The organism is Arenimonas sp. GDDSR-1, assembly GCF_025980345.1.
Taxonomy (GTDB): Bacteria; Pseudomonadota; Gammaproteobacteria; order Xanthomonadales; family Xanthomonadaceae; genus Arenimonas.
The window spans coordinates 1-18,301 of sequence record NZ_JAPDUI010000037.1 but is presented as its reverse complement, the minus strand read 5'-3'; the positions used below and the strand labels follow the sequence as shown (position 1 = coordinate 18,301).

Here is an 18,301-nt window from a genome sequence, read left to right as displayed (position 1 = left end):
GCGAAACCGCGCAGACCGGCCAATCGGTCGCCAGCGGCGACCGCATTGAAATCGACGGCAAGGTATTCGTCGCCTCGGCGCTGAGCGAACCGAGCTCGGTGCTGATCTACAACAAGCCCGAAGGCGAAGTGACCACCCGCGAAGATCCCGAAGGCCGCCCGACCATTTTCGATGCCCTGCCCCGCCTGAAAGGCGCGCGCTGGATTGCGGTCGGCCGCCTCGACATCAACACCACCGGCCTGCTGCTGCTGACCACCGACGGGGAGCTGGCCAATGCCCTGATGCATCCGTCCGGCAACATCGAACGCGAATACGTCTGCCGCATCCACGGCGAAGTGCCCGACAACGTGGTCGATCGTTTGGCCCGCGGTGTGGCGCTGGATGACGGTCCGGCCAAATTCGAAAAAATCGAACGCATCGGCTCCAGCGATTCACACGCCTGGTTCCAAGTGGTCATCACCGAAGGCCGCAACCGCGAAGTCCGCCGCCTGTGGGAATCGCAGGGTTATCAGGTCAGCCGCCTGAAGCGCGTGCGCTACGGCGAAATCACCCTGCCGCGCCTGCTCAAACGCGGCCAGTGCGTGGAACTGGAACAGGCCAAGGTGGAATCCCTGCGCGCCCATTTCGGCCTCGACAACAACGCCCCGGTGCTGACCCTGCAACCGGTGATCGGCCAGCGCAAGTCGCGCCCGACCGAAATCCGCGTCGGCAGCGACCGCAACCAGAACGCCTACGTCAACGGCCATGTCAACGAAGAAGCCCGTGAACTGCGCCGCTTCGACCATGTGCGCGAAGAGCGCCCGCGCGGCGGCCGTGGCCGCCCCGGCGCCGGCGCCAAAAAGCCGTTCAACAAAGGCGGAAAATTCGGCGGCGACAACGCCGGCAACCGCGCGCCGCATGCCGGAAAACCGTTCAACAAAGGTCCGCGTCCGGAACGCGATGACAACTTCGGCAACCGCGCCGAGAAACCGCGTTTCAACAAGGGTCCGCGCAGCGGGCAAGGCGCCCAGCCGGCCGGCGAGTTCAAGTCCTGGTACGTGCCCGAGGGCGTCGATACCGGCTCACGCGTGGCGCCGCCGCGCACGCCGCGTGCCCCGAAGCCCTTCGGCGAACGCGGTCCGAAACCTTACGGCGACCGTGCCGCCAAGCCGTTCAATAACCGCGGTCCGCGCCCGCAAGGTGATCGCCCTCAAGGTGATCGCCCGCAAGGCGACCGTCCGTATGCACCGCGTGGCCCGAAGCCCTATGGTGACCGCCCGCAGGGTGATCGTCCGTTCAATGCCCGCGGTCCGCGCCCGCAGGGTGATCGTCCGCAAGGCGACCGTCCGTACGCACCGCGCGGTCCGAAACCGTATGGCGACCGTCCTCAGGGGGATCGTCCGTTCACTGCCCGCGGTCCGCGCCCGCAGGGTGACCGTCCGTTTACGCCGCGTGGCCCGCGCCCTGAGGGCAACCGTGCCGGTCCGAAACCGCCGTTCAAGAAACGCAAGCCGGAAGACGGCTTTCCTTCGGATGATTAAAAAAAAAGCCCGCGTAAGCGGGCTTTTTCATATTACGCCGGCGGCTGATTCTTGACTGGCGGGTCACAGACAATGGTGCAGTTGGCCACTGTGTCGGTCACGATGATGCTGTATTTGGCATTCTCAACCTGCGTATTGGCATCCACAATCGAACCGGCTCTTGTTGAGTTGCCGTTCCAGGTCAGCTGGCTGGCGCCGTCGCCAGTGAAGGTGCAGTTGGTGATGTCATAGCGCCCGTCGGCGACGATGCGGATCGGCGCCGTATCCCGGCCCTGCCCGACCGTCATCACCAGTCCGCCGGCACCGTCGTCGCCGCCGGTGTAGGAATAGCTGTAGGTCTGGTTGTTGCTGCCCTGCACGTTGGTCCAACCCGGCGCATTGGTGGGAAAATTGCGGACGTCCAACGAAATCTGCGGTGTACTTGGCATGGTGAAATCCCCTAGATGGTTAGTGGTAAAAAAGTGACGCTTATGCGGGTCCCACCCGCATGCAATGCTGCTCCTTCGAATAACGTCCGCAACATTCAGGAAAAGGCCCGGAAGGGCACGAAACCCGCCTGTTTGAGACGTTCCTTGTAAGGTGCCGCCTGCTCGTTTTGGCCCAGCAATTCCAATGCCAGAACCAGATCTTCCAGCCGCGTGAACGGCAATTCGCCGCCCGGATTCTCGGCCAATAATTTCACTGTCGTCTGCCACTCGGCTTGGGCCTGTTGTTTGTTTCCTTGCAGCTTGGCGACATTGCCCTGCAGGATATGAATCTGCGCTTTGCGTAGACGCAGATCTTCATTGGGCTGCAGCTTCCATTTCGGATCGATGACGGCGCTTGCCTCCCGGGCACGCGCGGCAGCGCCGGAGGCATCCCCTGAAATCAGCGCCAACTGGCCTTGTGCCAGGAACACCTTGGCCAGCATGTCGGCGGTCCGCTCATTCTTCGGATTCAGGCTGAACGCCTTTTCGATGATGGCCCTGGCCTCCCGCAATTCTCTGTCGGCATCGTTACGGGAAAAAACAGCATGTTTGAAGCGGCACTCGCCCAGATTCATCATCCAATCGCTGTTTGACGGATCCTGCCTGGATAATGACTCAGCAATACTCATCGCCTGGGATACGGAAGTTTTCGCCTGATCCAAACGGCCACGCTGGATTTGCACCGCATAGAGAAAAAGCAGGGATTCGGAATAATTTTGCTTCCATTTAGCGTTACCCGTGTCCTCACGCATATTCATGGCATTGGCATCTGCATAAGCCTTGAAATATTGTTCGGCCTGCTCCAAACGACCATGTCTTAGTGAAAGACTTCCTAACCAGGAATCAATATTTGCAGCCTCAAATCGAAGATCAACATCCTTCGGATGCTGTTTCAACCAGCCAACATACAGTTCACGCTCGGCCAACATCGCTTTCTCGGCCGGCTCGTAACGTCCCCGGCTTTCATCGAGCACGGCCATGTTGTGATAGCCGTACGCCGCTTCTTTCTGCCAGGCGAAATTGCTGCGGTCCATCGCCGCCAGTTTGATACCGCTGTCGCGGTATTTGCCGAACCACAACGCGGTTTCCTCGAAATTGCCCTGCTGCCAGGCCACGAAGCCGATCCAGTACTCGGCCTGCGCCAGATCGAACAGGCGTTGGCCGTTGCCGGGCTCGCGCTCGTACAACGCGGTGCTGCGTGCATGCGCCTCGCGGAAGGCGGTCATCGCCTCCTTGTGGTTGCCCTCGTTGACGCGCACCTCGCCGATGCCGGTCAGCGAGCGCGCCTGCTCTTCCAGCGCGCGGTCGCTCAGATCGCGCGGATTGAGCGTGGCGAAATAACCGGTGGCCTTGTCGTCCACCGAGCGCATCAGATCCAGCCGGCCGACTTTGGTCAGGTTCTTGCGCAGATCGCCAAGCATGAAGCCGAGGATGTCTTCGGCCTGGGCCTGCCGGCGCTCGGCATCGTTGCGGGCGATATAGGCAGTGACCGCCAAGCTCAGGGCAATCGCCATGCCGGCCAGCGACGCCATGGTGATGAACGCCATGCGCCGGTGCCGCTGCTGGGCCTCGCGCTGGGCCAGATCATCGAAGCCGACGCCGAGCAGTCCGGCCACCAGCTTGAGGAAGGCGCGGTCGCGGCCGTCGCCGGCTTTGCGGGCATCAGCGGCCAAGGGTTCGCGTTCGGGGCCGCCGGGCGTTTCCGGTTCGATCAGGGCCTGCGGGAAGCTCGCCACCCCCGGTTCCCGGCTGGCCGGGTCGCCGTCGATGATGAAACTGAAGATGCGCTCGCCCCGGCCGCTGGCCCGGAAGGCGTCGATTTCGGCATTGACCCAGCGCGAACGCGCCGAGGATGGCGAGCAGATCACCACCAAGGCCGAGGAATCGGCCAGCGCCGCGCTGATGGTGCTGCTCAGATCGCCGGCGCTGGGCAGTTCGTCGCGGTCGCGGAACATCTGGCCGAGCTTGGCCGGAATCGGGCCGTCGCGCCCCGGGGCGCCGACCAGATTGCGCGGCACCCGGTACGCCTCCAGGCGGCGCATCAGCCAGCGCGCCCATTTTTCATCGGCGTGGCTGTAACTCAGAAAAGCCCGATACCGCATGTGTTCCCCTCAAACCCGATATGCCCGCGCTCCCGTGACCGGGCCCCTGTGCCGAGCATGCGCTAGAAATAGCATATCGGCCCCGCCCGCACCACAAGAATAATTACGGGGCCCTCTCGTTAAGCTAAGTCTTTGTCCGCGAAAGTATAGCCACAAGCCCCGGTCACGCCTATCATCGGGATGCAATGAGGGGATTTTGCGCCAATTACCGACCATACCGAGGCAATCATGAAAAAGGCACAACACGCGCTGGTGGCTTCCATCAGCATCGCCCTGCTGACGCTGGGCGCCTGCAAGAAAGAAGAAGCACCGGCCGCACCGGCAGCCACAACGCCCGCTCCCGCGGCAGCAGCACCCCCGCCGCCACCGCCAAGCGCCGAGCAGATGGCGCAGGCCGCCGAGGAACGCAGCAGCACTCTGGAAGCCGACGACACCACCTGGTCGCCGGAGGCGATGGAAGAACTGTTGGCGCCGATTGCCCTGTACCCCGATACCGTGCTGGAACAGGTGTTGGTCGCCTCGACCAACCCGCAGGAAGTACTGGATGCCGGTAACTGGCTGTTCGACAATCCGACCCTGAAAGGCAAGGCCTTGGATCAGGCCGCGGAAGCCAAAGGCTTCACCCCGCCGGTGCTGGCCCTGGTGCAGTTCCCGGAAACCGTGGACATGCTCTGCCAGGAAATGGCGTGGACCACCGAGCTCGGCCAGGCTTACGTGAATGACCAGGCCGGCGTAATGGAGGCCGTGCAGCGCCTGCGCCGCCAGGCCAGCGATGTCGGCACCCTGAAATCCTCGCCGAAAATGACTGTATCCACGCAAACCGTCGACAAAGTCCAATACGTCACGGTCTCGCCGCCGAGCCCGGAAGTGATCTATGTGCCGCAGTACGATCCGGTCGCGGCCTATGCCCCGCCGCCGGCTCCGGCGCAAACCCAATCCACCACCGTGGTCAAAGAAGGCCATAGCGATGGCGCCATGGTCACCACCGCCATCGTCGCCTTCGGTGCCGGCATGCTGATCAACGAAATCTTCGATGACGACGATGATTACTGCAACCGCTATTCCTACAGCTACAACTGCCATGGCGGCAGCTATTGGGGCCGCCCGCCGGTGTATTACCCGCCCTATCCCTACCGTCCGAATTACGGCAACGGCTTCTACCCCAGTTACGGTTACAACCGTCCGGGCTACAACAACCGCCCCGGTTACAACAACGACAGTTTCAACAACAATAACGTCAACATCAACATCAACGGCAACAACAATGACTATTGGAACCGTTATGACAACAACAATGCTTACAACAACCGCCGCAAGGAGCCCCGCAGCCCGATTTCCCAGGCCAATCCCACCCGCAATGATCTGAACGATCTGAACCGTCAGGCCGCGAAAGGTCCGAAACGTCCGGCACCGACCAAAGGCCCCGAGTTCAACGACCGGGAGTCCTACAAAGCCGCACGCCCGGCCGACCGCACCGCCAGTACCCGCAACAGCATCACCGGCAAGCCCGGCGCTGCGAAAGACGGCAAGGTACAGGGCAGCTACAAAGGCGCCAAGCCGAACAACGACAAGATGGCCGCCGGTAAAGCCGCTGGCGCGGCGGCAAGCCGCGATTTGCCGAAAGTGCAGGGTTCCTACGCCGGCAGCAAAAACAAAGCCGACATGCCGAATCGTGACGTCGCAAGCAATAAATCGGCCCGCCCGGCACCGGATAAAGGCAATGCCCAACGTCCGCAGCCGAGCAACAAAGGCGGCGCGGATCGTGGCTATGGCGATGCCAACCGTGATCGGGCGCAGGCCCAGAACCGTCCACAACAGGATCGCCAGCAACAGGATCGTCAGCAGCAGGACCGCCAAGCCCAGAACCGGCAGCAGCAGGATCGTCAGCAGCAGGACCGCCAGGCCCAGAACCGGCAACAGCAGGATCGTCAGCAGCAGGACCGCCAGGCCCAGAACCGGCAACAGCAGGATCGCCAGCAGCAAAACCGCCAGCAGAATCAGCAGCGTTCCTCGGCTGTTTCCGGCAGTTCACGCGGTGGCAATGATGCCCGTGCTGCCAGCCAACGCGGCAAGCAAAGCATGCCCGATGGCGCCCGTAGCAAACAACCCGCCAACAAAAAGCAGCGTTAAGGAGCACACCCCATGTTTATGAAATCTCGGATTCTGCACAGCTTCGCTGCCATTGCCCTGCTCGGCCTTGCCCTGGCCGGGTGCGCGAAAAAAGACGATACCCCTCCGGTAGCCGAAAGCCGCCTGTTCGCCACACCGGAAGCAGCGGTCGAAGCTCTGGTATCGGCGCTTGAAAAACAGGACAAAGCCGAACTGGACCGCATTCTCGGATCGGATGCGGCTGAAGTTCTGTCTTCCGGCGATCCCGTCGCCGATGCCAGCGATCGGGATGACTTCTTGGCCGCCTACAAGGCCAAGCATGCCCTGCAGCCGGATGGCGAGCGGAAAACGCTGGTCATCGGCGAAGGCGATTGGCCGTTTCCGATTCCGCTGGCCAAACAAGGCGACAAATGGTTTCTCGATACCCTTGCCGGCGCCGAGGAGCTGATTTACCGCCGCATCGGTGAAAACGAACTCGGCGCGATCGCCGTCAGCCGCGGCTATGTGGACGCCCAGAAAGAGTATGCCTCGGTTGGCCGCGATGGCGGCGAACCCGGCGTCTATGCCATGAAAATCCTGAGCGATGAAGGCCGCCAGAACGGTCTGTACTGGCCGACCACGGAGGACGAAGCCCCCAGTCCGATCGGCGCATTCGTGGCCGAAGCCGCTGCGGAAGGCTACCGCACCGATGCGGCATCGGCCTATCATGGCTACCGCTACCGTCTGCTGTACCGTCAGGGCGACAAAGCCGCGGGCGGCGCCAAGGATTATTTCGTCGATGGCCGTCTGACCGGCGGCTTTGCGATGATTGCCTGGCCGGCCGATTACGGCAACAGCGGCGTCAAGAGCTTCCTGGTCAATCAGGACGGCACCGTGTTCGAAAAAGATCTCGGAGAAAAAACCGACGATGCCGCCGCAGCCATCGACAGCTTCAATCCGGACGAAGGCTGGAAAGCGGTACCGGCAGAATAAGACGGGCTGGAGTCTGACCTAAAAAACCCGCTACGGCGGGTTTTTTTCAGGGTGGGAAACTCAGGGCATGGATTCCAGGCGCAGCAGTTTCCCCGAGTCGGTAATCAGAAACATCGCGCCATCCGGCCCCTGTTCGACATCGCGGATACGCTCGCCCAGATCACCGAGCAGGCGTTCGCGACGGACTTCCTTGTCACCGTCAAACGCGATCCGCCACAACGCGGTACCGGCCAACGAACCCATCAGCACCTGATTCCGCCATTTGGGGAATTCCATGCCGGTGTAGAACAGCATGCCGGACGGCGCGATCGAGCGCGGCACCCAGGTGCTGTTCGGCTCGATGTAACGCGGCGCATGTCTGCCGCCGCCCAAACGGCATTCCTCGCCGACCGGATCGCCGTAATTGCAGCCGTAGCTGGCATTGGGCCAGCCGTAATTGCCGCCGGCACGCACGCGGTTGATTTCATCACCGCCCTGCGGACCGTGCTCGCTCAACCACAACATGCCGGTGTCCGGATGCAGGGCTGCCCCCTGCGGATTACGATGACCAAGGCTGTAGATTTCCGGACGGGCGCCGGTGGCCTGCCACTTCGGATTGTCTTTCGGAATACGGCCATCGCGCTGGATACGTACCACTTTGCCCAGACTCTGCGTGATGTCCTGTGCCGGCGTGAATTTCTGACGCTCGCCCAAAGTGATGAACAGATTCTTGTCGCGGCCGAACACCAGCCGCGATCCGAAATGTCCGGCACCCTCCACCTTGGGAATCTGGCGGTAAATGATTTCAGTGGATTGCAGACGGCCCGCAATGAACTTCGCCCGTGCGACCGCCGTACCGGCCAATCCGCCTTCGCCCGGTTCGGCATAGGACCAATACAGCCACGGCGTTTTTGCGAAATCCGGATCGAGTGCCACATCCAGCAAGCCGCCCTGTCCCTGCGATGCCACCCGCGGCAGTCCGCTGATCGTTTGTTCAATACGACGTCCATCGCGCGACATGACCGCTATGCTGCCGGATTTCTGGCTCACCAGCAGGCGGCCATCCGGCAAAAACACCATGCCCCAGGGGGATTTCAGTCCGGCATTGAGTTCGGTCACCTGCAGCAGGTAATCGCCGGATTTCACCAACTGCGTTTTCTGTGCAGACGCCGCGCCCGGCAACGTCAGCACCGCCAGACCCCAGCCGAACAAACGGAATGTGCTGAATGCCATGCGCGATCGCCTCAATCGTGGAGGGTGAAGGCATCCGCATCCAGATGCACGGGAAAGCGTTCGCGGAACGCCGTCAATTCAGCATGGGAAATGCGGGCACTCTGTATCTGGGGCGTGTCGCCGGATTCGACGATGGTCTGTCCGAGAAAATCGAGCACCGTGCTGCCGCCAAGGTAGTGCAAGCCGTTGCCATCGCCGCCGGTACGGTTGACGCCGATCACATAACTCTGGTTTTCGATGGCACGCGCCTTGAGCAGGGTCTGCCAGGCGAAATGGCGCGGACTCGGCCAGTTGGCCACGTAAATCAACAGGTCATAGTCGTAGCCATCCGTCCGGGCCTGGCCGAAGCGGTTGCGGGAAAATACGGGGAAACGCAGGTCGTAGCAGACCAGAGGGCAGATGCGCCAGCCCTTGTAGTCCAGAATGATTTTTTCGCTACCGGCGGCATAGCGCTCGTGTTCGCCGGCCATGCGGAAAAGATGGCGTTTGTCGTAATGGCGGACGCTGCCATCGGGCGCGGCCCAGAGCATGCGGTTGAACACCGCTCCGCCTTCGCGGATCTGCACGCTGCCGGTGATCACGGCATGCATTGCCATGGCCTGTTCGCGCAGCCAGGCCACGGTCGGGCCGTCCATGCCTTCCGCCTGCGCCAGCGCGTCGTTGGAAAATCCGGAGGTGAAGGTTTCCGGCAATACGATGATGTCGGCGTCCGGCGCCATGCCGGCCAGTAGTGCCGAGTAATAATCGCGGTTGGCCTGCGGGTCATGCCAGACCGTGTCGGCCTGCACGGTGCGGATGTTCAGATCCGGCGGACTCATACCTGCTCCAAACGGGCAATGGCCGCATCGAGGGTTTCCGCGTTTTTGGCAAAGCACAGCCGTATCAGGCGCTGGTTCGCCGGCGGCGTTTCATAGAACGGCGACAGCGGAATGGCGGCCACGCCTTTTTCCGTACACAGCCAGCGCGCGAATTCGGCATCGGGCAGATCGGAAATGGCGGAATAATCGACGAGCTGGAAATAGCCACCGGGCACCGGCAGCGCCTTGAAGCGCGTGCGCGCCAGCTTGGCCGCCAGATAATCGCGCTTGGCCTGGTAGAAATCCCCGAGTTCGGCGTAATGTCCGGGCTGCTGCACGATCATTTCGGCAAACGCCCACTGCGCCGGCGCGAAGCTGCAGAAAGTGTTGTACTGGTGCACCTTGCGGAATTCCGCCGACAGGGCTTTGGGCGCGATGCAGTAGCCGATTTTCCAGCCAGTGCAGTGATAGGTCTTGCCGAAGCTGGAAATCACGAAGCTGCGTTCGGCCAGCTCCGGATAGCGCAGCGCGCTTTCATGCCGGACGCCGCCGAACACGATGTGCTCATACACTTCATCGGACAGCACCAGGATGTCGGTATCACGGGTCAGTTCAATGAGTTTCTGCATATCCCCGGCCGACCACAGGGCGCCGGACGGATTGTGCGGAGTATTGATGAAGATCATCCGGGTCTTGGCGGTCACTGCAGCGTGAAGCCGCTCCCAGTCCACGGAAAAATCGACCGGATGCAAGGGCACGTGCACGCAGACGCCGCCCGCCAGATCGATGGCCGGTTCATAGCAGTCGTAGCAGGGGTCGAGCACGATGACTTCATCCCCCGGACGGACCACGGCCAGCACGGCGTTGAAGATCGCTTCCGAGGCGCCGCTGGTGACGGTGATTTCCGATTCCGGACAGGCGGCATGGCCATAACACGTGGCCGTTTTGGCCGCGATGGCCTCGCGCAGGGCCGGAATGCCGGTCATCGGTGCGTACTGATTTTTGCCCTCACGCATGGCACGGCTCAGGGCATCGACCAGGAAATCCGGCACTGGAAAATCCGGAAAGCCCTGCCCCAGATTGACCGCCTGATGCTGCATGGCCATCTGCGACATGACCGTGAAGATGGTGGTGCCGACCTTCGGCAGCTTGGTTTGCAGGGGCATGGCAGGGTTCCGGTGTGACTTGAATCAATATTATGCAACAGGATTGCGAAATTCACGGGAAATTAGCGTTTAAGTCCTTGTAAAAACGCTAAAATGAGCGGGACGTTTTTCGGAAGCCCCCTGCCCGCATGTCCGCCGCCATCGCCGCCTTGATTCACGCCGATGCCCTGTGCTTTTCGCGCAATGCCGAACGCATCTTCGGACCCTTGAATTTCCAAGTACAGGCCGGCGAAGCACTGATGGTGAAAGGCGATAACGGTTCCGGAAAAACCACTCTGCTTCGGGTGCTCGCGGGCCTCTTGCCCCCGGAATCCGGCTCCATCCGATTGAACGGACAGCCCTTTAGCCGGGATGGCTTCGTGCATCTGGCGGCCTATCTGGGTCACCGGCATGGCCACAAAGCGGAGTTGACGGTGCTTCAGAACCTACGCTTCACCGCCAGCCTGCACGGTTCCGTCCGCGAAAGCCGGCTGGAAACCCTGATCGGCGAATGCGGTTTGGCCGGCTTTGAAGACACCCCGGCCGGTAAGCTTTCCGCCGGCCAGAACAAACGCCTGAGTCTGGCCCGTCTTCAGGCCCGGCCGAGTACCCTGTGGCTGATGGATGAGCCCTATGCCAACCTCGATCTGGCCGGCATCGATTGGGTCAATCGGCTGGTGCAAGGTCATATCGCTGCCGGCGGCGGCGCCTTGATCAGCACCCACGGTGCCTATGCCGCACCGGCGGTACCGGTCCGCGTGCTGGAAATCTCCCGGAGCACGGCCCATGCGTGAACTGCGCGCCCTGCTCGCCCGCGATCTTGCCCTGATGTGGCAGAAGCGCAGCGATGCCGCGCAACCCATGCTGTTCGCCTTGATGGTCTGCGTGATGTTTCCGCTGGCTATGGGTTCCGAACCGACGCGGCTGGCGCAGAGTGCCGGCGCGGTGATCTGGGTCGCCCATCTGTTGGCCGGCATGCTCGTGCTCGACAACCTGTACCGCAGTGATTTCGAAGACGGCAGTCTGGAACAGCTGCTGCTGGCGCCGGTACCGCTGCCGATGGTGATTGCCAGCAAGGTCGCCGTGCATTGGTTGACCACCGCTCTGCCCCTGCTGGTGCTGACCCCGCTGCTGGCACAACTGCTGTTTCTGCCCATGAATCTGTTGCCGGTGCTGATGCTGAGCCTGCTGCTCGGCTCCCTGCTGATGAGCCTTATCGGTGCGATCGTGGCGGCCTTGACCCTGGGCATCCGGCGCTCCGGCCTCCTGCTGGCCCTGATGGCGCTGCCGATGTATGTCCCGGTGCTGGTGTTCGGCGCGGGCAGCGTGTGGTCGGCCGGACAGGGACTGCCTTGGCTCGGGGCGATCTATCTGATGTGCGCCGGATTGGTGCTTCTTCTAGTGCTGGCGCCATGGGCCGCCGCCAGCGCATTGCGTTTGGCCCTGAGTTGACGGAACGATGAATAAACTCCTTTTATGGTTCAACCAGACCGGCTCGCCCGCCCGCTTCGATGCCTTCGCGCAGCGCTGGAGCAGACCGAGCTTCATGTTGGCGGCCGTTCTCATGGCCGTCGGTGTTTACGGCGCCCTGCTGGCGGTGCCGGCCGACTACAAACAAGGCGACAGTTTCCGCATTCTCTATATCCATGTGCCTGCGGCCTGGATGAGCCTGATGATTTTCGTGATCATGGCGGTGCAGAGCGCCATCGCCCTGATCTGGCGCATCAAGATCTGCGAACTGATCGCCATGGCATCGGCACCGATCGGCGCGGTATTCACCGCCATCACCCTGATCAGTGGTGCGGTCTGGGGCAAGCCGACCTGGGGCACGTGGTGGACCTGGGACCCGCGCCTGACCTCGGAGTTGGTGTTGCTGTTTCTCTATCTCGGCGTGATCGGGCTCTACAACGCCATCGATGACCGCCGTGCTGCCGGCCGTGCAGCCGCGTTTCTGGCCATCGTCGGCGTGGTCAATGTGCCGATCGTGCATTTTGCGGTGACCTGGTGGAACACCCTGCATCAGGGCGAAACCATCCGCCTGATCGGCCCTTCGAAAATGGACGGCAGCATGATCTGGCCCCTGCTTATCCTGGTCGTGGCCACCAAATTCTGGTACATCGGCTCGGTCCTGGTGCGCACACGTGTGCTCAACCTGCAGCAGGAAAGCCGAAAGCAATGGGTCCTCGACCGTTACGGAGAATCGGCATGAGTCACTGGATATACATCGCCCTGGCCTACGGCAGTTTCACCCTGCTGCTGCTCTGGGATTTCCTGGCACCGCAGTGGTCGCTCGGCAACGCCGTCCGCGCCATCCGCCTTCAACAACGCAAAAGCAGGTCCGCATGAATCCCGTCCGCAAACGCCGTCTCATCCTGGTCGGTCTGGTGCTTGTAGCCGCCGCCGCAGCCGCCGTGTTCATCACCCTGGCGTTGCAGGAAAACATCAATTACCTGCATACCCCGACGGAAGTCCGCACCGGCAAAGCGCCGGAGTCGTCACGCTTCCGGCTGGGCGGCGTGGTCTGCAACGGCAGCGTGCAACGCACTGAAGGCACGCTGGATGTGCGCTTCAATGTTACCGATGGCAAGCGCTATGTGCCCGTACACTTCAACGGCATCCTGCCGGACATGTTCAAGGAAGGCACCAGCGTGATCGCCACCGGCACGATGGACAGCGGCGAATTCAGCGCCAGCGAAGTCCTGGCCAAGCACGACGAAACCTACATGCCGGCCGAAGTGGCGAAAAGCATGACCCCCGAGATGCGGGCCAAAATGAGCCAAGGGCCGGCCATGCATGCGCTGGACTGCGGAGCGCCCTGATGCTTCCCGAACTCGGGCAAGTGGCCCTGCTGATTGCTTTTGTACTGTCCCTGCTGCTCGGTGTTCTGCCCCTGTGGGGTGCGCAGCGCGGCAATGCCGCCCTGCAACTGGCCGCACGGCCGTTGGCATTCGCATTGCTGGCTGCGGTTAGCGTCAGTTATGTCCTGCTAACCGTGGCGTTCGTCCAGCATGATTTCTCCGTCGCCTATGTGGCCAAGAATTCAAACAGCCTGCTGCCGGCGATGTATCAGTTTTCAGCGGTCTGGGGCGCGCATGAAGGCTCGCTGCTGCTCTGGGTGCTGACGCTCTGCGTGTGGACTGCCGCCGTGGCGGTGTTCTCGAAAAACCTGCCGGATGCCGTGCGGGCGCGGGTATTGGCCGTGATGGGTCTGGTGGCCTTCGGCTTTCTGGCCTTTACCGTGATCACCTCCAATCCGTTCGAGCGCTTGCTTCCCGCGCCGGGCGAAGGCCATGACCTCAATCCGCTGTTGCAAGATCCGGGGCTGATTTTCCATCCGCCTCTGCTTTACATCGGCTATGTCGGTTTCTCGGTGGCCTTCGCTTTTGCCATCGCCGCCCTGATCGACGGCCAAATCGACACCCGCTGGATCCGCTGGGCGCGGCCATGGACCAACATCGCCTGGGCCTTCCTCACGCTGGGCATCGCGCTGGGCAGCTTCTGGGCCTATTACGAACTCGGCTGGGGCGGATGGTGGTTCTGGGATCCGGTTGAAAACGCCAGCTTCATGCCCTGGCTGGTGGGTGCCGCTTTGCTGCATTCCCAGGCCACCACGGAAAAACGCGGCAGCTTCTCCAGCTGGACGCTGCTGTTGGCCATTGCCGCCTTCTCGCTGTCCCTGCTCGGTACGTTCCTGGTCCGTTCCGGCGTGCTGACCTCCGTGCATGCCTTCGCGTCCGACCCCGAACGCGGCATGTTCATCCTGGCGTTTCTGTGCTGCGTCGTCGGCGGTTCGCTGGTCCTGTTCGCGCTCAGGGCACCGAGGGAGACCGGAAGGGCTTTCCATTGGCAATCGCGTGAAAGTCTGCTGCTGCTCAACAATCTGCTGCTCACCGCAGCGGCAGCCATGGTGCTGCTCGGCACGCTTTATCCTTTGCTGGCCGAAGCGCTCGGGCTGGGCAAGGTGTCGGTCGGTCCGCCGTATTTCGGCAAACTGTTCCTGATTCTGATGGCACCGATTGTGCTGCTGATACCATTCGGCCCCCTGAGCCGCTGGCAACGGGAGAACCTCACGAATGTCGCACGCTGGTTGGCGCCCTGGCTGGTGCTTGCTGCGCTTATCGCTGTCATCGCCTATTTCCGGGCACCGCAGCATCCGCTGAAATCGGCCATGGCCTGGTTCGCCGGCATCTGGATTGCCTTGGGTACCGCACGCTTCGTCTGGCAACGCCTGCGGCAGGCGCAGGGCCGTCTTACCGCAGAGATGATCGGCATGGTCACCGCGCATGCCGGTGTCGCCGTATTCTGCTTCGGCGCGCTGATGACCGAAGGCTTGAGCGTGGAAAAAGACGTGGCGGCAAAGCCCGGACAAAGTTTCGAAGTCGGCGATTACCGCTTCACCTTTATCGGTGTTTCTGAAATTGCCGGACCCAACTTCATGGCACAGCGGGGAGCCATCCAGGTCGGTACCGGCGAGCGCAAACTCGGCATCCTGCACCCCGAAAAACGCCAGTACGCTTCCGGCGGCAGCAGCATGACCGAAGCCGATATGCACGGCAGCCTCACCCGGGATCTCTACGTCGCCCTCGGCGAGCCGATCGACGATGCCGGCGGCTGGGCACTTCGCCTGCACGTGAAGCCGTTCGTGCGCTGGATCTGGTTCGGCGCCATCCTGATGGCGCTCGGTGCGCTCATCGTAATATTCGACAAGCGCTTCAAACGCAAAGGCAGCGGGGCATGAGCCGTCTTCTGCCCTTGCTGGCGTTCATTGCCTTGGCGCTTCTGCTGTTCGTGGGTGTCCGCATGAATTCGGGAAAAGACACCTCGGCGATACCCTCGCCCCTGATCGGCAAAACGGCGCCTGCTCTGCAGCTGCCGGAGCTGGCGCTGCCGGAATCCCGCATCGGTGTCGCCGAACTGAAAGGCCGGGCGCACGTACTCAATGTCTGGGGCAGCTGGTGCGTCAGCTGCCGCGTCGAACATCCGGTCATTACCGAACTGGCGCGATCAGGCGCCGTGGTGGTCGGCTACAACTATAAAGACACTCCGGAAGACGCCGCACGCTGGCTGGCCCGATACGGCAATCCGTTTGCCCTCGTTGTCCAGGATCAGGATGGCACGGCGGCACTGGACTGGGGCATTTACGGGGCCCCGGAAACCTTCGTCATCGATGCCAGCGGTGTAGTGCGGTTCAAACACATCGGTCCGCTGACTCCCGAAATCGTGTCGGCGCATATTCTGCCGATTCTGCAGGAGGCGCCGTGATGAAGATGCGTGCTGCTGTCCTTTTGCTCGCCGGCCTGCTGCTCTGCGGCACCGCCGCCGCACTCGATCCGATCGACTACCAGAGCCCGGCCGAAGAACAGCGCTTCAAGGCGCTGGCGGCGGAACTGCGCTGCGTGATGTGCCAGAACCAGAGCATCGCCGATTCCAACGCGCCGATCGCGCATGATCTGCGCATGGAGGTCCTGCGCTTGATGCGCGAGGGCCGCAGCGACGAAGACATCAAACGCTATCTGGTCGAGCGCTACACCGATTTCGTGCTTTATGAACCGCCGATGCGCGGCGGCAACTGGCTGTTGTGGATCGGCCCGTTCGCGCTTTTGCTGATCGGCGGCATTGCAGTCGCTGCGGTCATCCGTAACAAACAGAAACAGCCGGATCCCGTCGGCAGCGCCGATAACGGCGAGGAATGGTAAATGCCCCTGTTCATCCTTATCAGCGTATTACTTGTACTGGTGCTGCTGGCTTTCGCCCTGAAACCGCTCTGGCCGATGCAACGCGGTCTGGCCGGAATGCTGCTGCTGGCCGCTGCATTGGCGACCGGCGGCCTGTATTGGCATTTCGGCCGACCTGAGGCCATCGACTACCAAGCCCCGCAGGCGGCCGAACAGACGGTTGAGCAGGCGTTGGCCGAACTCGCCACGGTCGTCAGTGAACAGCCGGACAATCTCGAAGCGCGCGTCCTGCTGGCGCGGAGTTATCTCCAGACCGGACAATATCCGGCGGCACAGACCCACTTCGCCGAAGCGCTGAAGCAGGCCCCGGACAACGCCGGACTGATGGTTGATTATGCGGAATCCATTTTCCGTGCCGGCAAACCGGATACCGCGGACCCGCGCGCTCGCGAATGGCTTGACAAGGCATTGGCTGCCGAACCGGACAACCAGCGTGCGCGCTTCTTCAGCGGCATTCTCCTGCTGCAGGCCGGAAAACCGGGCGAAGCCGCTGCCACCTGGGAAAGCCTGCTTCCGCGTGTCGATACGGCAACGGCGCAGGCCCTGCTGCCGCAGATCAACCGCGCCCGCGCCGAGGCCGGCCTTCCCGCCATAGCCATGCCGGCAACGCGTGCAGTCAACATCACCGTGACGCTCGATCCGGCACTGGCCGGCCAGTCACCGCCGGGCAGCGTGCTGTTCGTCTTCGCCAAACGCACCGACGGCGTCGGACCGCCCTTGGCCGCCAAGCGCATACCGCTCACGGCGTTCCCGGTCCAGCTGCAATTGTCCGATGCCGATTCCATCATGCCGACGGCCGCGCTGTTCAGCCAGCCGGCATTCACCCTGCAGGCACGCCTTTCCACAAGCGGTAGCGCGGATGCCGGCACCGGTGACTGGCAGAGCATGCCGGTCACGCTGCAATCGGATAAACTGGCTCCGGTTACTTTGATTCTGCGCCGGAATCCATGAGCGAATTCATCTCCACCGGTACGCGTTTCGCCCCGCTGCCCTCGCCGTTCGGATTCAAGCGCGGTGGCAGTCTGAACAATGGACGGATGGCCTTCGAAACCTGGGGAACCCTGAATCCAACGCGTGATAATGCCGTGTTGATTCTTACCGGCCTGTCGCCCAGCGCCCATGCCGCCAGTTCGCCGGATAACCCCGAGAAAGGCTGGTGGGAAGCCATGGTGGGGCCCGGAAAAGCCATCGATACCGATACCTGGTATGTCATCTGCGTCAATACGCTCGGCAGTTGCAAGGGCTCGAGCGGCCCGGCCACGGTGGATCCCGCGACCGGCGAAGCCTACCGGCTTCAGTTTCCGGATTTGTCCGTGGAAGACTGCGCGCTCGGCGCGAAAGCGGTATTGAACCACCTCGGTATCGATTCGCTGGCCTGCCTGGTCGGCAACTCGATGGGCGGCATGGTGGCGCTGTCCTTCCTGCAGCAGTTTCCGCTGTACGCGCGCAACCACATCAATGTTTCCGGCAGCGCGCAGGCGCTGCCTTTCTCGATCGCCATCCGCTCACTCCAGCGCGAAGCCATCCGTCTGGATCCAAACTGGAATCAGGGCCGCTATGACCGCTCCGCCTACCCGCGCAACGGCATGCGCATCGCCCGCAAACTCGGCGTGGTCACCTACCGTTCGGCGATGGAATGGGACGGCCGCTTCGGGCGCGTCCGGCTAAACAGCGAAGTCGCTTCGGAACGGTTCGGCATGGAATTCGAAGTGGAAAGCTATCTGGAGGCGCACGCCGACCGCTTCGTCGATCAGTTCGATCCGAACTGCTATCTCTACCTGAGCCGTGCCATGGACTGGTTCGATGTCTGCCAGTCCTGCGCCCGCGACGGCGATGATGTGGTCGGCGCGCTGGCCACCATCCCGCTGCACAGCGCGCTTGTGCTCGGCGCGACCACCGACATTCTTTTCCCGCTGCACCAGCAACAGCAGATCGCCGACGGCCTGGCCCGCGGCGGCGCCAAAACCCGGTTCATGGCCCTCGATTCCCATCAGGGACATGATGCCTTTCTGGTCGATATCGAAAAATTTGCCCCGCCCATCCGACACTTCCTCGACGAACTCAAGGACACTCCATGAACGATCTCCACTTCACCGGTAAAGACCGCCTTCTGGACCTGATCCGCGAAGCCTGCGCGGCCAAGGACACCCAGGCCACCATGGCCATCCTGCGGGACGGCTTGAGCGCTTTGATTACCTCCAAGTCGGTGTTTCTTCCGGAATGCGTCTATGAGCCTGTGGAA

18 protein-coding genes are annotated in these 18,301 nt (G+C 62.2%); 13 read left to right on the top strand and 5 right to left on the bottom strand.

The genetic code is table 11. From position 1 onward, the window contains the following. Window positions 1-1,520: pseudouridine synthase (locus tag Q0W88_RS07275; protein WP_297801686.1), on the top strand; the 1,520-nt coding region annotated here is incomplete at its 5' end. Window positions 1,521-1,552: 32 nt separating this feature from the next. On the opposite strand, the gene Q0W88_RS07270 is transcribed toward Q0W88_RS07275, so the two are convergent. After that, window positions 1,553-1,948 (bottom strand): hypothetical protein, encoded by a 396-nt coding sequence (locus tag Q0W88_RS07270; protein ID WP_297801684.1) that lies wholly within the window; start codon window positions 1,946-1,948, stop codon window positions 1,553-1,555. Between the two features lie 95 nt (window positions 1,949-2,043). Then, the gene (locus Q0W88_RS07265; protein ID WP_297801682.1) at window positions 2,044-4,089 is read right to left on the bottom strand and encodes a TIR domain-containing protein; all 2,046 of its coding nucleotides are present in this window, start codon (window positions 4,087-4,089) and stop codon (window positions 2,044-2,046) included. Window positions 4,090-4,317: 228 nt separating this feature from the next. On the opposite strand from Q0W88_RS07265, the gene Q0W88_RS07260 reads away from it, so the two are divergent. Then, window positions 4,318-6,219, top strand: coding sequence for a DUF3300 domain-containing protein (locus Q0W88_RS07260; protein ID WP_297801680.1), 1,902 nt, complete (start codon window positions 4,318-4,320; stop codon window positions 6,217-6,219). A 12-nt stretch (window positions 6,220-6,231) separates the two neighbouring features. Beyond that, window positions 6,232-7,170: a DUF2950 domain-containing protein gene (locus tag Q0W88_RS07255; protein ID WP_297801678.1), complete on the top strand. Its 939-nt coding sequence runs from the start codon at window positions 6,232-6,234 to the stop codon at window positions 7,168-7,170. A gap of 60 nt (window positions 7,171-7,230) precedes the next feature. Here the strand turns inward: Q0W88_RS07255 and Q0W88_RS07250 are convergent, their stop codons facing one another. Genes Q0W88_RS07250 through Q0W88_RS07240 form a run of 3 tightly spaced genes read right to left on the bottom strand, consistent with a single transcriptional unit; the run spans window position 7,231 to window position 10,345 of the window. Next, entirely contained in the window at window positions 7,231-8,382 is a 1,152-nt protein-coding gene (locus tag Q0W88_RS07250; protein ID WP_297801676.1) for a PQQ-dependent sugar dehydrogenase, read from the bottom strand. 11 nt (window positions 8,383-8,393) lie between these two features. Next, complete coding sequence (locus tag Q0W88_RS07245) at window positions 8,394-9,200, bottom strand: amidohydrolase (protein ID WP_297801674.1); 807 nt, start codon at window positions 9,198-9,200, stop codon at window positions 8,394-8,396. Then, on the bottom strand, window positions 9,197-10,345 hold the full coding sequence (locus tag Q0W88_RS07240; RefSeq protein WP_297801672.1) for a pyridoxal phosphate-dependent aminotransferase: 1,149 nt from the start codon (window positions 10,343-10,345) through the stop codon (window positions 9,197-9,199). Before Q0W88_RS07240 ends, Q0W88_RS07245 begins: the two co-directional genes overlap by 4 nt. 128 nt (window positions 10,346-10,473) lie before the next feature. Between Q0W88_RS07240 and ccmA the strand changes: the two genes are divergently transcribed. Genes ccmA through Q0W88_RS07190 form a run of 10 tightly spaced genes read left to right on the top strand, consistent with a single transcriptional unit; the run spans window position 10,474 to window position 18,137 of the window. Further along, window positions 10,474-11,118: a heme ABC exporter ATP-binding protein CcmA gene (ccmA, locus tag Q0W88_RS07235; RefSeq protein WP_297801644.1), complete on the top strand. Its 645-nt coding sequence runs from the start codon at window positions 10,474-10,476 to the stop codon at window positions 11,116-11,118. Further along, complete coding sequence (ccmB, locus tag Q0W88_RS07230) at window positions 11,111-11,776, top strand: heme exporter protein CcmB (RefSeq protein WP_297801642.1); 666 nt, start codon at window positions 11,111-11,113, stop codon at window positions 11,774-11,776. Before ccmA ends, ccmB begins: the two co-directional genes overlap by 8 nt. A gap of 7 nt (window positions 11,777-11,783) precedes the next feature. Then, window positions 11,784-12,533: a heme ABC transporter permease CcmC gene (gene ccmC, locus Q0W88_RS07225; protein ID WP_297801640.1), complete on the top strand. Its 750-nt coding sequence runs from the start codon at window positions 11,784-11,786 to the stop codon at window positions 12,531-12,533. Then, window positions 12,530-12,670, top strand: coding sequence for a heme exporter protein CcmD (gene ccmD, locus Q0W88_RS07220; protein WP_297801638.1), 141 nt, complete (start codon window positions 12,530-12,532; stop codon window positions 12,668-12,670). Before ccmC ends, ccmD begins: the two co-directional genes overlap by 4 nt. Further along, a complete protein-coding gene (gene ccmE, locus Q0W88_RS07215) occupies window positions 12,667-13,143 on the top strand; it encodes a cytochrome c maturation protein CcmE (RefSeq protein WP_297801636.1) in 477 nt (158 codons plus the stop codon). Before ccmD ends, ccmE begins: the two co-directional genes overlap by 4 nt. Beyond that, entirely contained in the window at window positions 13,143-15,062 is a 1,920-nt protein-coding gene (locus tag Q0W88_RS07210; RefSeq protein WP_297801634.1) for a heme lyase CcmF/NrfE family subunit, read from the top strand. The genes ccmE and Q0W88_RS07210 overlap by 1 nt, the downstream gene beginning before the upstream one ends. Then, window positions 15,059-15,586, top strand: coding sequence for a DsbE family thiol:disulfide interchange protein (locus Q0W88_RS07205; RefSeq protein WP_297801632.1), 528 nt, complete (start codon window positions 15,059-15,061; stop codon window positions 15,584-15,586). Before Q0W88_RS07210 ends, Q0W88_RS07205 begins: the two co-directional genes overlap by 4 nt. A gap of 5 nt (window positions 15,587-15,591) precedes the next feature. Beyond that, complete coding sequence (locus Q0W88_RS07200; RefSeq protein WP_297801688.1) at window positions 15,592-16,020, top strand: cytochrome c-type biogenesis protein; 429 nt, start codon at window positions 15,592-15,594, stop codon at window positions 16,018-16,020. Further along, a complete protein-coding gene (locus Q0W88_RS07195) occupies window positions 16,021-17,010 on the top strand; it encodes a tetratricopeptide repeat protein (protein WP_297801630.1) in 990 nt (329 codons plus the stop codon). Then, entirely contained in the window at window positions 17,007-18,137 is a 1,131-nt protein-coding gene (locus tag Q0W88_RS07190) for a homoserine O-acetyltransferase (protein ID WP_297801629.1), read from the top strand. Before Q0W88_RS07195 ends, Q0W88_RS07190 begins: the two co-directional genes overlap by 4 nt. The last annotated feature ends 164 nt before the right edge of the window (window positions 18,138-18,301 follow it).

Coding starts and splice junctions, on each gene's coding strand:
- Q0W88_RS07210 (WP_297801634.1), top strand. CDS start 13,143: ATGCTTCCCGAACTCGGGCAAGTGGCCCTGCTGATTGCTTTTGTACTG.
- Q0W88_RS07265 (WP_297801682.1), bottom strand. CDS start 4,089: ATGCGGTATCGGGCTTTTCTGAGTTACAGCCACGCCGATGAAAAATGG.
- Q0W88_RS07250 (WP_297801676.1), bottom strand. CDS start 8,382: ATGGCATTCAGCACATTCCGTTTGTTCGGCTGGGGTCTGGCGGTGCTG.
- Q0W88_RS07260 (WP_297801680.1), top strand. CDS start 4,318: ATGAAAAAGGCACAACACGCGCTGGTGGCTTCCATCAGCATCGCCCTG.
- Q0W88_RS07205 (WP_297801632.1), top strand. CDS start 15,059: ATGAGCCGTCTTCTGCCCTTGCTGGCGTTCATTGCCTTGGCGCTTCTG.
- Q0W88_RS07200 (WP_297801688.1), top strand. CDS start 15,592: ATGCGTGCTGCTGTCCTTTTGCTCGCCGGCCTGCTGCTCTGCGGCACC.
- ccmB (WP_297801642.1), top strand. CDS start 11,111: ATGCGTGAACTGCGCGCCCTGCTCGCCCGCGATCTTGCCCTGATGTGG.
- ccmD (WP_297801638.1), top strand. CDS start 12,530: ATGAGTCACTGGATATACATCGCCCTGGCCTACGGCAGTTTCACCCTG.
- ccmE (WP_297801636.1), top strand. CDS start 12,667: ATGAATCCCGTCCGCAAACGCCGTCTCATCCTGGTCGGTCTGGTGCTT.
- ccmA (WP_297801644.1), top strand. CDS start 10,474: ATGTCCGCCGCCATCGCCGCCTTGATTCACGCCGATGCCCTGTGCTTT.
- ccmC (WP_297801640.1), top strand. CDS start 11,784: ATGAATAAACTCCTTTTATGGTTCAACCAGACCGGCTCGCCCGCCCGC.
- Q0W88_RS07255 (WP_297801678.1), top strand. CDS start 6,232: ATGTTTATGAAATCTCGGATTCTGCACAGCTTCGCTGCCATTGCCCTG.
- Q0W88_RS07240 (WP_297801672.1), bottom strand. CDS start 10,345: ATGCCCCTGCAAACCAAGCTGCCGAAGGTCGGCACCACCATCTTCACG.
- Q0W88_RS07195 (WP_297801630.1), top strand. CDS start 16,021: ATGCCCCTGTTCATCCTTATCAGCGTATTACTTGTACTGGTGCTGCTG.
- Q0W88_RS07270 (WP_297801684.1), bottom strand. CDS start 1,948: ATGCCAAGTACACCGCAGATTTCGTTGGACGTCCGCAATTTTCCCACC.
- Q0W88_RS07190 (WP_297801629.1), top strand. CDS start 17,007: ATGAGCGAATTCATCTCCACCGGTACGCGTTTCGCCCCGCTGCCCTCG.
- Q0W88_RS07245 (WP_297801674.1), bottom strand. CDS start 9,200: ATGAGTCCGCCGGATCTGAACATCCGCACCGTGCAGGCCGACACGGTC.